We start from the raw sequence: 15722 nt of genomic DNA on the forward strand, positions 1-15722 counted from the left end.
TGTAAACGCTATTTACCGTTGAAACATTTGTGCGCATTACTGCGGGGCAATGCTTAAAAAGCGTATCCGTATGTATAACCCTCCCAGCGCTTTGCTACGGGAAAAATGGGGATGAGTACGGTGCAGGCGCGCGATATCATTGACCAATGCCAGACCAATGCCTGCCCCTACCACATTTCCTACGTTATCGAGTCGATGGAACGGCTGTAGCGCCAGATGGATGTGCCCATCATCAATGCCGGGGCCGCTATCTTCGACAACCAGCGTCACGGCATCGCCATCCCGTTCAAGCCGCGCGGTGACGATGCCACGCTCAGGTGTGTATTTCAGCGCATTATCCAGCAAGTTTCCGCACAGCTCGCCAAGCAATACTTCATCCCCGTCGATCCACATCGCCTCCTGTTCACCTTCATAGCCCAGGTCAATATGTTTACTGCGCGCCTGCGCCAGGCGGGTAAAGCAGCCGTTTTGTACGACATCGTACAGATTCACCGGCGAGAAACGCCGCTCGCCCTGCTCTTTATGCTTTACCGCAGAAAGTTGTAACAATCTTTCCGTGAGCTGAATGGTACTATCCAACGTTACGCTCATCGCCTCCAGACTTTCGTACCAGTGGCGAGGTTGCTGGCTGGCTAACGCCACCGCCGCCTGCGTTTTTAACACTGCCAGCGGCGTTTTTAACTGGTGAGAGGCGTCGGCGCTGAAGCGTTCCTGGCGGGAGAGGATGCCGCGAAGCCTGTCAATGTAGCGATTGAACGCCACGATTAACAAGCGCGTTTCCGACCACGGCAGCAGTTCTGGTAGCGGCGTTAGCAGACCCGGTTCACGGCGTACCATTAATGACGAAAGTTGGCGCATAGGCCGCAGGACCCGGCGTAATAACCAGCCAACCAGCACCAGGGTCAGCAACACCAGCAAACCCTGTGAGATCCAGGAAGAGAACAGCAGTTGGCCCGCCAGATAACGACGGGACTGTAGCGTCTCTGCGACATAAATCTCCGCCATGCCGATAATGCCGCCTTCGTTGACTGGCTGTAGCAAACGCGCCACGCGGATCGCCTCGCCGCGATACTCGGTATGATAAAACCACGCCAGTGCCGGATAAAGCCGGGTACGGGGCGTAGCAGGCGGCATGGCGGGTAGATCGTCATAACCGGATATTACCTTTCCAGAAGGGTCTACGACTTTGTAATAGAGTCGATCATTCATATTAAGTTCGAAGCTATCCAGCACCACCCACGGCACGTTAACTTCCAGATGGTTATTGCGCACCACCAGCCGTTCCGATACCGTTCGCGCCGAGGAGAGCAGCGTACGATCATAAGCCTGAGTGGCGGCCTGTAGCGCATTGACATAACTGTTAAACGCCGACAGCCCCCACAGCAAAATCAGCGGCAGTCCCAGGAACAGCAAGAGTTGCAGGTACAACGATTGCGGCTTAACCCACTTCATCGCCGCGCTCCAGCACATAACCCAGGCCGCGCAGCGTCGTAATTCGGACATCGCTTCCCTGGAGTTTTTTACGCAGTCGATGAATATAAAGTTCGATGCTTTCAGGGCTTACCTCATCGTTCAGGCTGAACACCTGTTCAAAAAGCTGCTGACGCGAGACCGGCCGCGTTCGTCGGTACATCAATACGGTTAAGAGCGCCTGCTCACGCGGCGTCAGCGCTAACGGCTGTCCCTGTAACAGAAAATACCCTTCATCATGAAAGATCAGTTCGCCCAGTTGCTGAACTTCATGAATCTGACCTGCGCTGCGCCGGAGCAAAGCCCGTAAACGGGCATCCAGCTCTTCCAGTTCAAAGGGTTTCGGCAGATAGTCATCCGCGCCGACGTTGAGACCTTTTACGCGATCCGCCACCGCGCTTCGCGCTGTGAGCAGTAAAACGGGCAAGGTCTGACCGCGTTTACGTAGCCGTTGCACCACCTCCAGTCCGTCCATTCCCGGCATATTGATATCCAGCACCGCCAGCGCGTACGTTTCACTGTGCAAAAGATGGTCCGCCGCCAGCCCGTCAAATACGCAATCCACGGCAAAGCCGTTTTGCACCAGCGCTTTCTCCAGCCAGTGAGCCAGCTCACGGTTATCTTCCGCCAATAAGAGACGCATATCACATCCTGTAAAGTTTCTGCCGCATTGAAAGGGAATTGAAAGGTTATTGTTTTAACAATCACGCAACCGAACTGCTACATGTCGGCTCACATAATCACAAAAATCTTCTTCCGATCCTGAAAAATCCGGACGTCCGGCGTGAGGATAAAAAAATGAAAAAACAATTACTTCGTACCCTTACTGTAAGCCTTTTATTAATGAGTACCTCTGTTCTGGCGCAACAGGCGCCATCGCGAACGGAATGTATCGCGCCAGCCAAACCCGGCGGCGGTTTCGATCTCACCTGTAAGCTGATTCAGGTGAGTTTGCTGGAGACCGGCGCTATTGAAAAACCCATGCGGGTAACGTATATGCCCGGCGGCGTCGGCGCTGTGGCTTATAACGCGATAGTCGCTCAACGCCCTGGCGAACCCGGGACTGTGGTCGCCTTTTCCGGCGGTTCGCTGCTCAACCTGTCGCAGGGGAAATTTGGTCGCTACAGCGTGGATGATGTGCGCTGGCTGGCAAGCGTGGGAACCGATTACGGCATGATCGCCGTGCGTGCGGATTCTCCGTGGAAAACGCTGAAAGATCTGATGACGGCGATGGAAAAAGATCCTAACAGCGTGGTCATCGGCGCTGGCGCCTCTATTGGCAGCCAGGACTGGATGAAGTCGGCGTTGCTGGCGCAAAAGGCGAACGTCGATCCGCACAAGATGCGCTACGTCGCCTTCGAGGGCGGCGGCGAGCCGGTGACGGCATTAATGGGCAACCATGTTCAGGTTGTCTCCGGCGATCTCAGTGAAATGGTGCCTTATCTGGGCGGCGACAAAATTCGCGTGCTTGCCGTCTTTTCGGAAAATCGTCTGCCGGGTCAGCTTGCCGATGTCCCTACCGCTAAAGAGCAGGGCTACGACCTGGTGTGGCCGATTATTCGCGGCTTCTACGTCGGACCAAAAGTCAGCGATGCCGATTACCAGTGGTGGGTGGACACCTTCAAGAAGCTCCAGCAAACCGACGAGTTTAAAAAGCAGCGCGATCTGCGCGGCCTGTTTGAGTTCGACATGACCGGCCAGCAGCTCGATGACTACGTGAAAAAACAGGTCACCGATTACCGTGAGCAGGCGAAAGCCTTCGGACTCGCGAAATAATCGCGGAGGTAATGATGAGCGATCGTATCTTTGCGGGTATCTGGCTATTGCTCTGTATCGCCGGGCTATTCATCGCCTGGCAGATCCAAAGCGAATACAGCTATGAACCCGTCGGACCCCGTCCTTTTCCGCTGGGAATTATCGGCCTGATGGCGCTATGCGCGCTGGCGCTTTTATTACGCCATCCCGACACGGTTAGCTGGCCGCGCCGCCATGTTCTGCAAAAGCTAGTTACCATGGTCATCATCCTGTTGATGTATGCCTGGGGATTCGAATGGCTGGGTTTTCCCATCGCCACCGCGCTTCTCACCATGGTTATCGGGATGCTGTTCGGCGCCACGATTCCGGCGGCGGGCATCTCCGGCGCGGTACTGGGCATTCTGCTGTGGTATGCCTTTGACCGGCTACTTGATGTCACCTTACCTCTCGGCGCCTGGCTGAGTTAACGGAGCAACGATGGATACCTGGATATATCTTTCTCAGGGCTTTGCGGTGGCGATGACGCCGGAAAACCTGGTTATCGCGTTGATTGGTTGCTTCGTGGGCACGATCGTCGGTCTGCTGCCAGGACTGGGACCGATCAACGGCGTGGCAATTTTACTGCCGCTGGCCTTTGCGTTGCATCTGCCTGCGGAGTCCGCGCTAATTCTGCTGGCGACGGTGTACATTGGCTGTGAATATGGCGGCAGGATCTCCTCCATATTGCTCAACGTTCCCGGCGATGCGGCAGCGATCATGACGGCGCTGGACGGTTATCCAATGGCGCAGCAAGGAAAAGGCGGCGTGGCGCTGTCGATTTCTGCGGTCAGCTCATTTTTCGGTTCATTAATTGCTATCGGCGGCATCATTCTGTTCGCCCCTGCGCTGGCGCAATGGTCGCTGGCCTTTGGTCCGGCAGAATATTTCGCCTTAATGGTTTTTGCTATTGCCTGTCTTGGCAGCATGATGGCGCAAAACCCGCTTAAATCATTTCTGGCAGCGCTAATCGGTCTTGGCCTTGCGACCGTCGGCGTGGACGCCAACACCGGGGTTTATCGTTTTACCTTTGACAGCGTTCATCTTTCCGACGGCGTACAGTTTATCGTCGTGGTAATCGGCCTGTTCTCGGTATCAGAAATACTTTTAATGCTGGAACATACCAGCAGCGGGCAAACACTGGTCCGTAAAACAGGGCGTATGTTGTTCAACCTGAAAGAAGGCGCGCAGTGTATCGGCACCACCCTGCGTTCTTCGGTAATCGGCTTTTTTGTCGGCGTACTACCGGGCGCCGGGGCGACCATCGCCAGCGCCATTACCTATATGACCGAGAAAAAACTCAGCGGCAACAGCGATAGCTTCGGCAAAGGGGATATTCGCGGCGTCGCGGCGCCGGAGGCGGCGAACAACGCCTCTGCCTGCGGCTCCTTCATTCCGATGCTGACGCTGGGCGTTCCCGGCTCCGGTACTACCGCGGTGATGATGGGGGCGCTGACGCTGTACAACATCACGCCAGGCCCGGCGATGTTCACCGAACAGCCGGATATCGTCTGGGGACTCATCGCTGCGCTGCTGATTGCAAACGTGATGCTGCTGATCATGAATATCCCATTGATCGGCCTGTTCACCCGTATGCTCACCATTCCACTGTGGTTCCTGGTACCCGCCATCGCCGCAGTATCGGCGGTAGGGGTGTATGCGGTACACAGCACCACCTTCGATCTGGTGCTGATGGTCTCGCTCGGCGTATTGGGGTACATTTTGCGTAAAATGCACTTCCCGATGTCGCCGCTGATCCTGGGTTTCGTCCTGGGCGAAATGCTGGAGCAGAACCTGCGTCGCGCGCTTTCCATCAGTAACGGTAATATGGCGATACTGTGGCAAAGCGGTGTCGCCAAAGCCCTGCTGATCATGGCGATCATGGTCATTGTCGTACCGCCAGTGTTACGCCTGATCCGTAAACACAGCCGTAAACCGCAGGTTGACGCCGGTTAATTTACTGCTGAAAAACGTTATGCTTGTCCGGCCTATGCGCTTATGCGCCTGGCCGGACACCCTCACCAGCATCACTATCCTCATAACTCGCTGATTTTAAATCCCCTTTTTTGCAGTTGTCAGGCTCGTTGCACGCCTAACCTCACCTCCACATTGTTAAATATTTGTTGCTTTCGATCACAATAATTAAACAAAAGCGATTATTTCATACGCGTTCCTGGAAAATGTCGATATTTTTAATTTATGGCTACGAAATGAGCATCGCCATGTCTCCCTGACCATCTACCGAGAGGAATGATTCTGATGAATGCACTGACTGCCGTAAAAGCGAACACAGATGATTTAGCCCAACGCCATACTGGTTTCACCCTTGCCCCCTCGGCGCAGTCGCCGCGCCTGCTGGCGTTAACGTTTACGGCGGATACCACGACGCAATTTCTCCATCAAGTTGCACAGTGGCCGGTGCAGGCGCTGGAATACAAATCCTTCTTACGTTTTAAAATCGGCAAGCTCCTCGACGATCTGTGCGGCAATCAGCTACAACCGCTGTTGATCAAAACGCTACTTAACCGTACGGAAGGCGCGCTGTTGATCAGTGCCGAAGGGATCGATGATGTCGCACAGGCAGAAGAGATGGTCAAACTGGCGACGGCGGTGGCGCATCTTATTGGTCGCTCTAACTACGATGCGATGAGCGGCCAGTACTACGCGCGTTTCGTAGTAAAAAATGTTGATAATTCAGACAGTTATCTGCGACAGCCCCACCGCGTAATGGAACTGCACAATGACGGTACCTATGTTGAGGAAGTGACCGACTACGTGCTGATGATGAAAATCGACGAACAAAATATGGAAGGCGGTAACTCGCTGCTGCTGCACCTTGATGACTGGGAACATCTTGAATCGTTTTTTACCCATCCGCTGGCGCGTCGCACCATGCGCTGGGCGGCACCGCCAAGCAAGAATGTTAGCCATGACGCCTGGCATCCGGTGTTTGATGTCGACCAGCAAGGCCGCCCGGTCATGCGTTATATCGACCAGTTTGTCCAGCCAAAAGACTTTGAAGAAGGCGTCTGGCTCAGCGAGCTTTCAGACGCGCTGGAAACCAGTCAGAACATCCTCTCAGTGCCGGTACCGGTCGGCAAATTCCTGCTGATTAACAATCTGTTCTGGCTGCATGGACGCGATCGTTTTACGCCGCATCCTGACTTGCGCCGCGAGCTGATGCGCCAGCGCGGTTACTTCGCCTACGCCGCCAGCCATTATCAAACTCACCAATAAGCGCCACGGCGAAGGAATTACGCGGATGTATGATTTTGTGATTATCGGCGGCGGCATTATCGGCATGTCGACCGCCATGCAACTTATTGATGTATACCCGGATGCGCGCATCGCGTTGCTGGAAAAAGAGTCCGCGCCGGCCTGCCACCAGACGGGGCATAACAGCGGTGTGATCCATGCCGGGGTGTACTACACGCCCGGCAGTCTCAAAGCGCGATTTTGTCTGGCGGGCAATCAGGCGACCAAAACCTTTTGCGATCAAAACAACATCCGCTACGACACCTGCGGCAAAATGTTGGTCGCCACCTCGGAGCTGGAAATGGCGCGGATGCGCGCGCTATGGGAGCGGACGGCGGCCAATGGTCTGGAGCGCGAGTGGTTAAGCGCGGCGGAGTTGCGTGAACGCGAACCCAATATCATTGGTCTGGGCGGGATTTTTGTTCCTTCCAGCGGGATTGTTAGCTATCGCGATGTCGCGACGGCCATGGCGAACCGCTTTCAGGCCAAAGGCGGCGAGATTATCTACCATGCCGAGGTGAGCGCGCTAACAGAACATGACGCCGGCGTTGTTATTCGCACCTCGCAAGGTCGGGAAATCGAAACCGCTACGCTTATCGGCTGTGCGGGACTGATGGCGGATCGGCTGGTCAAAATGCTGGGCGTGGAGCCCGGTTTTATTATCTGCCCTTTCCGCGGCGAATATTTTCGTCTGGCGCCGCAACACAACCGGATCGTTAACCATTTGATCTACCCGATCCCCGATCCGGCAATGCCGTTTCTCGGCGTCCATCTTACCCGCATGATCGACGGCAGCGTCACGGTCGGGCCGAATGCGGTGCTGGCGCTTAAACGCGAAGGCTACCGTAAGCGCGACGTTTCCTTCACCGACACCCTGGAGATTTTCCGCTCCGCCGGCATTCGCCGCGTACTGCAAAATCATCTGCTTTCCGGACTGGGCGAGATGAAAAACTCGCTGTGCAAAAGCGGCTATTTGCGGCGGGTACAAAAGTACTGCCCCAGCCTGACCGTCAACGATCTCCAGCCCTGGCCGGCGGGCGTGCGGGCGCAGGCGGTTTCGCCGGATGGCAAACTGATTGATGATTTTCTGTTTGTCGCGACGCCGCGTTCCATTCATACCTGTAATGCCCCCTCCCCGGCGGCAACATCGGCGATACCTATCGGCGCGCATATCGTCAGCAAAGTTCAGGCGCTACGCGAAAGCCAGAGCAACCCCGGACGTACGCTGCGTGCGGCACGCAGCGTGGACGCATTACACGCCGCATTTACCCGTTAACCCTTCAGACAGGAAGCAATTATGCAACTTAACGACTCTACCCTGTTCCGCCAGCAGGCATTTATCGATGGCGACTGGCGCGACGCGCGCGGCGGCGATGTCATCCCCGTGAGCAACCCCGCCAACGGGAAACCGCTCGGCAATGTGCCCAAAATGGGAGCGGAAGAGACCCGCGACGCCATCGACGCCGCCAATCGCGCCCTGCCCGCCTGGTGCGCGCTCACCGCCAAAGAGCGAGCCAATATCCTGCGTCGCTGGTTCAATCTGATGATGGAACATCAGGACGATCTGGCACGTCTGATGACGCTGGAGCAGGGCAAACCGCTGGCGGAAGCGAAAGGCGAAATCAGCTACGCCGCCTCGTTTATTGAATGGTTCGCCGAAGAGGGGAAGCGTATCTATGGTGACACGATTCCCGGTCATCAGGCCGATAAGCGGCTGATCGTGATTAAACAGCCCATCGGCGTCACCGCCGCGATTACCCCGTGGAACTTTCCCTCGGCGATGATCACCCGTAAAGCCGGCCCCGCGCTGGCCGCAGGCTGCACGATGGTACTCAAACCCGCCAGCCAGACGCCGTTTTCCGCGCTGGCGCTGGCGGAACTGGCCCAGCGCGCCGGACTTCCCGCAGGCGTATTTAACGTCGTTACCGGTTCGGCAGGCGATATCGGCGGCGAGCTGACCAGCAATCCGCTGGTACGCAAACTGTCGTTTACCGGCTCAACGGAGATTGGCCGCCAACTGATGGAACAATGCGCCAAAGACATTAAAAAAGTATCGCTGGAGTTGGGCGGCAATGCGCCGTTTATCGTCTTTGACGATGCCGATCTGGATAAAGCCGTCGAAGGCGCGCTGGCTTCGAAGTTTCGCAACGCCGGGCAGACCTGTGTCTGCGCCAATAGATTGTATGTTCAGGACGGCGTTTACGATCGTTTTGCGGAAAAACTCAACCAGGCGGTGAGTAAACTCGCGGTCGGCGACGGCCTGCAAGCCGACGTCGCTATCGGGCCGCTGATTGATGAAAAAGCCGTGGCGAAAGTCCAGGAGCATATCGCCGACGCGCTGGAAAAAGGCGCCCGCGTCATTACGGGCGGTGAAGCGCACAAATTAGGCGGCAACTTCTTTCAACCGACCATTCTGGCGGATGTCCCTGATAACGCGAAAGTCGCCAAAGAAGAGACGTTCGGGCCGCTCGCGCCTCTGTTCCGCTTCAGCGACGAGGCAGACGTCATCAAGCAGGCTAACGATACCGAATTCGGCCTGGCAGCCTATTTTTATGCACGCGATTTAAGCCGCGTTTTCCGCGTCGGCGAAGCGCTGGAATACGGCATCATCGGTATTAATACCGGCATTATCTCCAACGAAGTCGCGCCTTTCGGCGGCATTAAGGCCTCCGGATTAGGCCGTGAAGGTTCCAAATACGGCATCGAAGATTATTTAGAAATCAAATATATGTGCATCGGCCTTTAACAGGAGAGTCGCTAATGAATACCCATAAAGCTTTAATGCAGCGCCGTCATAACGCCGTTCCCCGCGGCGTGGGTCAGATTCACCCGATTTTCGCCGAGCGGGCGGAAAATTGTCGGGTCTGGGATGTCGAAGGCCGTGAGTATCTCGATTTCGCGGGCGGCATTGCCGTCCTGAACACCGGTCATTTACATCCGGGCATTGTTTCAGCGGTCGAAGCGCAATTGAAGAAATTGTCGCATACCTGCTTTCAGGTGCTGGCCTATGAGCCATACCTGGCGTTGTGCGAACGCATGAACCAGAAAGTACCGGGCGATTTCGCCAAAAAAACGTTGTTGGTCACGACCGGTTCCGAAGCGGTTGAAAACGCGGTGAAAATCGCCCGCGCGGCGACTAAACGCAGCGGCGCTATCGCTTTTAGCGGCGCTTACCACGGTCGTACCCACTACACGCTCTCTCTGACCGGTAAAGTACACCCATACTCCGCTGGCATGGGATTGATGCCAGGCCATGTCTACCGCGCGCTTTATCCTTGCCCGCTGCACAACATCAGCGACGACGACGCGATCGCCAGCATTGAACGCATCTTTAAAAATGATGCCGCGCCGGAAGATATCGCCGCCATTATTATTGAGCCGGTACAGGGCGAAGGCGGATTTTACGCCGCCTCTCCCGCGTTTATGCAGCGACTGCGCGCGCTATGCGACCAACACGGCATTATGCTGATCGCCGATGAAGTACAAAGCGGCGCGGGCCGGACCGGTACTCTGTTCGCCATGGAACAGATGGGCGTTGCGGCAGATATTACCACTTTTGCGAAATCGATCGCCGGCGGCTTTCCGCTGGCAGGCGTCACCGGTCGGGCAGACGTGATGGACGCCATCGCGCCGGGCGGTCTGGGCGGCACCTATGCCGGAAACCCGATTGCCTGCGCCGCCGCGCTGGCGGTACTGGACATTTTCGAGCAGGAAAATCTGCTGCAAAAGGCGAATACGCTTGGCAAAACGCTACGCGATGGCCTGATGGAGATAGCGGAAACGCACCGTGAGATTGGCGACGTTCGCGGACTGGGCGCCATGATCGCCATTGAGTTGTTCGAAAATGGCGACCCCGGCAAACCGAACGCGACTCTGACCGCCGACATTGTAGCCCGCGCCCGCGAGAAAGGGTTAATTCTGCTCTCCTGCGGTCCTTACTACAACATCTTGCGCATCCTCGTGCCACTCACCATTGACGCCTCGCAGATTCGGCAAGGTCTGGAGATTATCGCCCAGTGCTTTGATGAGGCGAAACAAGCGTAATGTCCAATAAGCAGCGTCGGATGGCGACGTAACTGTCTTATCCGGCCTACAAAAACCGTTCCGATTGTAGGCCGAATAAGCGAGGCGCCATCCGGTAAACGAGCGCAATAACAATAAAGAGGTTTTAGGATGGGGCAATTGTCAGAATCACATGCATTAGGGGGCGGGCTGAAATCACGCCACGTCACCATGTTATCGATCGCCGGCGTCATCGGCGCCAGCCTGTTTGTCGGTTCCAGCGTGGCGATTGCGGAAGCCGGGCCTGCGGTACTGCTGGCCTATCTGTTCGCGGGACTTTTGGTCGTCATGATTATGCGAATGCTGGCTGAAATGGCCGTCGCCACGCCGGATACCGGTTCTTTTTCCACCTATGCGGATAAAGCGATCGGCCCCTGGGCCGGGTATACCATCGGCTGGTTATACTGGTGGTTTTGGGTGCTGGTTATTCCGCTGGAGGCCAATATTGCCGCCATTATTCTGAATTCATGGATACCGGGTATTCCGGTCTGGCTATTTTCATTAGTGATTACGCTTGCCTTAACCGGAAGTAATTTATTGAGCGTCAAAAATTACGGCGAATTCGAATTCTGGCTGGCGCTGTGTAAAGTGATTGCCATTCTGGCGTTTATCGCGCTGGGCGCGGCGGCGATTAGCGGTTTTTATCCGTATGCTGAGGTAAGCGGTATCTCCCGGCTGTGGGATCACGGCGGTTTTATGCCTAACGGCTTCGGCGCGGTGTTAAGCGCCATGTTGATCACCATGTTCTCTTTTATGGGTGCGGAGATTGTCACTATTGCTGCCGCAGAATCCGATACGCCGGATAAACATATCGTACGCGCCACCAATTCTGTTATCTGGCGAATTTCCATCTTTTACCTGTGTTCCATTTTTGTGGTGGTGGCGCTGATCCCGTGGAATATGCCAGGCCTGAAAAGCGTAGGCTCATACCGCTCGGTACTGGAGCTGCTTCATATTCCACACGCAAAATTCATTATGGACTGCGTGATTTTGTTGTCGGTGACCAGTTGTCTGAACTCCGCATTATATACCGCGTCCCGGATGCTCTATTCCCTTAGCCGCCGCGGCGATGCGCCTGCGATAATGGGAAAAACTAACCGTAGCAAAACGCCCTGGGTGGCGGTTCTCCTCTCTACCGGCGCGGCGTTTTTAACCGTTATCGTCAATTATTACGCCCCGGCAAAAGTGTTTAAATTTCTCATCGACAGTTCCGGTGCCATCGCGCTGCTGGTCTATCTGGTGATTGCGATTTCGCAATTACGGATGCGTAAAATTCTGCTGGCGCAGGGCGGAGAAATTAAGCTGAAAATGTGGCTCTATCCGTGGCTCACCTGGCTGGTTATCGGCTTTATCTGCTTTGTCCTGGTGGTGATGCTATTTCGACCGGCACAACAATTAGAAGTCATTTCGACGGGGCTGTTAGGGCTGGGAATTATATGTACCGTGCCCATTATGTCTCGCTGGAAAAAACTGATAAGGTGGCAAAAAGCCCCCTTGCAAACCCTACGTTAGCGTTATTCCCGGCGTCAGCCGGGAAGCTTCTCAGGAGTAAAAGATGACCGCCCTTTCCCAACCGACGGCCATAGATGGATATCGCTGGCTGAAAAATGACATTATTCGTGGCACTTATCAGCCGGATGAAAAACTGCGGATGAGTTTATTAACCTCCCGCTATGCGCTCGGCGTAGGGCCGCTGCGCGAGGCGCTGTCACAACTGGTAGCGGAACGGCTGGTCACCGTGGTGAATCAAAAAGGCTATCGCGTGGCCTCCATGTCAGAGGCGGAACTCCTCGATATTTTTGACGCGCGCGCCAATATGGAAGCGATGCTGGTGCGCCTGGCGATTGAACGCGGCGATGATGCGTGGGAGGCGGAGATCCTGGCGCGAGCGCATATGCTCAGCAAACTGGAAGCCAGCGATGCCAGTGAGCATATGCTCGATGAATGGGATCAGCGCCACCAGGCGTTTCATTCCGCGATTGTCGCCGGGTGCGGCTCCCACTATCTGCTACAGATGCGCGAACGATTATTCGACCTGGCGGCCCGCTACCGCTTTATTTGGTTACGTGAAACCGTCCTGTCTGTCGAGATGCTGGAAGATAAACATATCCAGCATCACACGCTAACAGAAGCGATACTGGCGCGCGAGGCGTCACGCGCCAGCGAATTAATGCGTCAGCATTTGCTGACGCCGATTCCCATTATTCGCCAGGCGATGACAGGAAAAATGCAGCCAGGAGTGACCTGATAGCCATTATTCTTCAGGAATACGCAACACTTGTCCCGGGTATATTTTTTCCGGGCTTTTCAGCATCGGTTTATTTGCCTCGAAGATTTTATTATACAGATTGGCGTTACCATACACTTGCTTTGAAATAGCGCTCAGGGTGTCGCCTGATTTTACGGTATAAAACTGACTTTCAGCCGAGGGCGTCGTGGTTTTAACCTGATCGTCAACGCTGCTAATCCCGGCGATATTCCCCACAGCAACCAGAATTTTTTCTTTTGCCTCCTGACTCAACCCATCACCCGTGACTGTCGCTTTTCCATCGGCAATTTGCACATTCACTTTGTCAGCGTCGGGTATCCCCGTTTTATTTAAATGTTCCTGGACTTTTTTCGCCTGTTCGTCCTTATCATGATTCGCGGTTACCGCGTCCCAGAGTTTTTCACCTGCATCTTTTACAAAATTGAAGAGACCCATATTCACCTCGCTTGTCAAAAATATACACAGAGAAAAGTGTAGCAGAGGGAATGAGGTTATCCTGATAAGCGGCGCTTACGCGCCGCCGGTGGCCGATAATTAATGACGCATCTGAACCCAAAATGCGTGGATAAGTCCCGGAATATATCCGAGTAATGTCAGCAGGATATTAAGGATAAATGCCCAACCGAACCCTTTTCCTAAAAGCACGCCGAGCGGAGGCAAAATAATCGTAAACACAATTCTCCAGAACCCCATATACACTCCATACAAGCAAAATTAGTCATTGTTTAAAAAGAGATTTTATCTCTAAGCATAGTCAGTTTACCTGAGCCTGCCAGTCGCGCATCGCGCTTTTACCCTCCTTTACGCTCTTTACGCTGGCATTAGGTTGACGTTTATTTTAGAATTAACTAAATTTAGAAAATTCTTAAATAACGATGACAGAGCTTGAACAACTTCAGGCCAGCGCAGAACAGGCGGCGGCCCTGCTCAAAGCGATGAGCCACCCAAAAAGATTACTGATTTTATGTATGCTTTGTGGTTCGCCCAAAACCAGTGCAGGCGAACTGGTGCGCATTACCGGGCTAAGCCCCTCCGCGACGTCGCAACATCTGGCGCGGATGCGGGAAGAAGGACTGATTGATAGTCAACGCGATGCCCAACGCATTTACTATTTCATTAAAAATGAGGCGGTTAATACGCTTATCGCCACGTTAAAGAATCTCTATTGTCCATAAGGAGGCACGATGTCCATTGGGATAGTTTCCCCTCGTGAGGCGCAAGCGCTGATAGCGCAAGGCGCGAAACTGATTGATGTGCGCGACGCCGACGAATATCTGCGCGAGCATATTCCACACGCACAACTGGCGCCGCTCTCCCGGCTTGAACAAGGCGCTTTGCCCGCCAACCTGCGAGCGGAACAGATTATTTTTCACTGTCAGTCAGGTAAGCGAACCAGCAGCAATGCGGCAAAACTACAGGCCATTGCCGCCCCTGCTCAGGTCAGTTTACTGGAAGGCGGCATCGACGGATGGAAAGCGGCAGGATTGCCCGTCACAGAAGACAAATCGCAACCGCTGCCGCTGATGCGTCAGGTGCAAATCGCCGCCGGCGGGTTGACGTTACTTGGGGTGATTCTGGGCTATACGATCCACGGCGGCTTTTTCCTCATTAGCGGTTTTGTCGGCGCCGGGTTAATGCTGGCAGGCATGACAGGCTTCTGCGGAATGGCGCGACTACTGGAAAAAATGCCCTGGAATACCCGTACTCATTAAGCGGTACATTCACCGCACATTGGTAAGTTTATAGTAGACTGAATCCGAGCTTATGGCTTTCGTTTAACTGTGTTCTAGTCAGTGTATAATAGAGTGAATCCGTGTTTATAACATCATTCAACAGGAGGATGTATGTTCGCTCCCGGTGATATAGTACAGCCCCGAATGGGAGGGCCGAAACTGAAAGTCATTGAAGTGAATGAGGATCAAATTGTTGCCGTACAGGCCCGCAATGAGCAGGGCGAAAAATTGACGCTCAAAGCGGTGGACGTCACCCTTTATTCTGAAGAAGATGATTTTGGCCTGTGCTGATTTATCAAAATGATAATGGCGCAACGTTTCCTGATGGTCATGCCGGAGTTACCGTTAATAGAGATCGGAAACGAAGCGCCATTTGTTAAATACAATCCGTGCTTAAATTAAGAAATCATCCAGGGATTTCCCCGCAGCCAGCGCCTGGGCAATCGGTTTAGGCGTACGACCTTGTCCGGTCCAGGTTTTTTCTTCGCCATTGAAATCGGTAAAACGATATTTTGCCGGACGCGGCTGGCGCTTCTTAGCTGAACGCGGCATCGCTGAATCCATCGCAAATAACTCTTCCGGGTTAATACCGTCTGCTTTCATCAGCTCCAGAAAGGTATTAATTTTCTCTTGCTTCTCCGCAAGCTGGCGTTGCTGCAATTCCTCTTCTTCGCGTCTTTCTTTAGTGACAGCCCTGAATTTTTCGAGCATTTCTTCAAGGACGTCAATGGAGAATTCGCGAGCCATAGCACGCAGCGTACGGATATTATTTAAGTTCTGTAACATCAGATTCATATCAATAAAAACCTTTTAACGCAGAAAACAAAAAACTATTACAGGCAGTATTGTATGCCATTATGAATTATATTTCCAGAGCCTGAAGTTCATACAGATATACCCAGAGGGAATCGATTAATTATATTAATCCGTTAACTTGACGGCTATATTCATTCCCTCCATGTATTTCAGGTTATCCTGTCTGCAGTATATCTGTAGGTTTCCCGTTCGGCTGTTTATAGCGTATTGCACATCTCAGTAACAGCGGCAACCCCCACTGTGGCCGACTTCATGTAAAATGAATATTTCATCACAATAACAGACTAATCATTCAAATCTGGTCATCAGAGCTTTATGCTAAAAAA

17 protein-coding genes are annotated in these 15722 nt (G+C 53.8%); 12 read left to right on the plus strand and 5 right to left on the minus strand.

Annotated features, from left to right (window positions below; all coding sequences use genetic code 11):
- Positions 1 to 36: 36 nt before the first annotated feature.
- Positions 37 to 1452 carry a sensor histidine kinase gene (locus tag AC3G3F_RS18960; protein WP_488395569.1) on the minus strand — a complete coding sequence of 472 codons (1416 nt, stop codon included), beginning with the start codon at positions 1450 to 1452 and terminating at the stop codon, positions 37 to 39.
- On the minus strand, positions 1439 to 2113 hold the full coding sequence (tctD, locus tag AC3G3F_RS18965) for a transcriptional regulator TctD (RefSeq protein WP_023249019.1): 675 nt from the start codon (positions 2111 to 2113) through the stop codon (positions 1439 to 1441). The genes AC3G3F_RS18960 and tctD overlap by 14 nt, the downstream gene beginning before the upstream one ends.
- A 155-nt stretch (positions 2114 to 2268) precedes the next feature.
- On the opposite strand from tctD, the gene AC3G3F_RS18970 reads away from it, so the two are divergent.
- From AC3G3F_RS18970 to csiR, 9 genes are all read left to right on the plus strand, one after another.
- On the plus strand, positions 2269 to 3246 hold the full coding sequence (locus AC3G3F_RS18970; protein ID WP_488395556.1) for a Bug family tripartite tricarboxylate transporter substrate binding protein: 978 nt from the start codon (positions 2269 to 2271) through the stop codon (positions 3244 to 3246).
- Positions 3247 to 3257: 11 nt separating this feature from the next.
- Positions 3258 to 3692, plus strand: a complete 435-nt coding sequence (locus AC3G3F_RS18975) for a tripartite tricarboxylate transporter TctB family protein (protein WP_077918491.1) — start codon at positions 3258 to 3260, stop codon at positions 3690 to 3692.
- Positions 3693 to 3702: 10 nt separating this feature from the next.
- A complete protein-coding gene (locus AC3G3F_RS18980) occupies positions 3703 to 5217 on the plus strand; it encodes a tripartite tricarboxylate transporter permease (RefSeq protein WP_023249016.1) in 1515 nt (504 codons plus the stop codon).
- 303 nt (positions 5218 to 5520) lie between these two features.
- Complete coding sequence (gene glaH, locus AC3G3F_RS18985; protein WP_088733740.1) at positions 5521 to 6498, plus strand: glutarate dioxygenase GlaH; 978 nt, start codon at positions 5521 to 5523, stop codon at positions 6496 to 6498.
- Between the two features lie 25 nt (positions 6499 to 6523).
- The gene (gene lhgO, locus AC3G3F_RS18990; RefSeq protein WP_063390725.1) at positions 6524 to 7792 is read left to right on the plus strand and encodes an L-2-hydroxyglutarate oxidase; all 1269 of its coding nucleotides are present in this window, start codon (positions 6524 to 6526) and stop codon (positions 7790 to 7792) included.
- A gap of 21 nt (positions 7793 to 7813) precedes the next feature.
- Complete coding sequence (gabD, locus tag AC3G3F_RS18995) at positions 7814 to 9262, plus strand: NADP-dependent succinate-semialdehyde dehydrogenase (RefSeq protein ID WP_023249013.1); 1449 nt, start codon at positions 7814 to 7816, stop codon at positions 9260 to 9262.
- 14 nt (positions 9263 to 9276) lie between these two features.
- The gene (gabT, locus tag AC3G3F_RS19000) at positions 9277 to 10560 is read left to right on the plus strand and encodes a 4-aminobutyrate--2-oxoglutarate transaminase (RefSeq protein ID WP_488395559.1); all 1284 of its coding nucleotides are present in this window, start codon (positions 9277 to 9279) and stop codon (positions 10558 to 10560) included.
- 129 nt (positions 10561 to 10689) lie between these two features.
- Entirely contained in the window at positions 10690 to 12090 is a 1401-nt protein-coding gene (gabP, locus tag AC3G3F_RS19005) for a GABA permease (protein WP_023249012.1), read from the plus strand.
- A 43-nt stretch (positions 12091 to 12133) separates the two neighbouring features.
- The gene (gene csiR, locus AC3G3F_RS19010) at positions 12134 to 12826 is read left to right on the plus strand and encodes a DNA-binding transcriptional regulator CsiR (protein ID WP_488395561.1); all 693 of its coding nucleotides are present in this window, start codon (positions 12134 to 12136) and stop codon (positions 12824 to 12826) included.
- A 6-nt stretch (positions 12827 to 12832) separates the two neighbouring features.
- Here the strand turns inward: csiR and lysM are convergent, their stop codons facing one another.
- Both lysM and AC3G3F_RS19020 read right to left on the minus strand, forming a co-directional pair.
- Positions 12833 to 13282 (minus strand): peptidoglycan-binding protein LysM, encoded by a 450-nt coding sequence (gene lysM, locus AC3G3F_RS19015; RefSeq protein ID WP_023249010.1) that lies wholly within the window; start codon positions 13280 to 13282, stop codon positions 12833 to 12835.
- Positions 13283 to 13381: 99 nt separating this feature from the next.
- Complete coding sequence (locus AC3G3F_RS19020) at positions 13382 to 13540, minus strand: YqaE/Pmp3 family membrane protein (RefSeq protein ID WP_000508175.1); 159 nt, start codon at positions 13538 to 13540, stop codon at positions 13382 to 13384.
- A 182-nt stretch (positions 13541 to 13722) separates the two neighbouring features.
- On the opposite strand from AC3G3F_RS19020, the gene AC3G3F_RS19025 reads away from it, so the two are divergent.
- The 3 genes from AC3G3F_RS19025 (at position 13723) to AC3G3F_RS19035 (ending at position 14871) form a co-directional block, all read left to right on the plus strand.
- A complete protein-coding gene (locus AC3G3F_RS19025) occupies positions 13723 to 14022 on the plus strand; it encodes an ArsR/SmtB family transcription factor (RefSeq protein WP_070803730.1) in 300 nt (99 codons plus the stop codon).
- 9 nt (positions 14023 to 14031) lie between these two features.
- Positions 14032 to 14559: a rhodanese family protein gene (locus AC3G3F_RS19030; RefSeq protein ID WP_023249008.1), complete on the plus strand. Its 528-nt coding sequence runs from the start codon at positions 14032 to 14034 to the stop codon at positions 14557 to 14559.
- A 132-nt stretch (positions 14560 to 14691) separates the two neighbouring features.
- The gene (locus AC3G3F_RS19035; RefSeq protein ID WP_023249007.1) at positions 14692 to 14871 is read left to right on the plus strand and encodes a YodC family protein; all 180 of its coding nucleotides are present in this window, start codon (positions 14692 to 14694) and stop codon (positions 14869 to 14871) included.
- Between the two features lie 102 nt (positions 14872 to 14973).
- On the opposite strand, the gene stpA is transcribed toward AC3G3F_RS19035, so the two are convergent.
- Positions 14974 to 15375 carry a DNA-binding protein StpA gene (gene stpA, locus AC3G3F_RS19040; protein WP_023249006.1) on the minus strand — a complete coding sequence of 134 codons (402 nt, stop codon included), beginning with the start codon at positions 15373 to 15375 and terminating at the stop codon, positions 14974 to 14976.
- Between the last annotated feature and the right edge of the window lie 347 nt (positions 15376 to 15722).

It is taken from the genome of Salmonella sp. FC25216, from assembly GCF_057751355.1.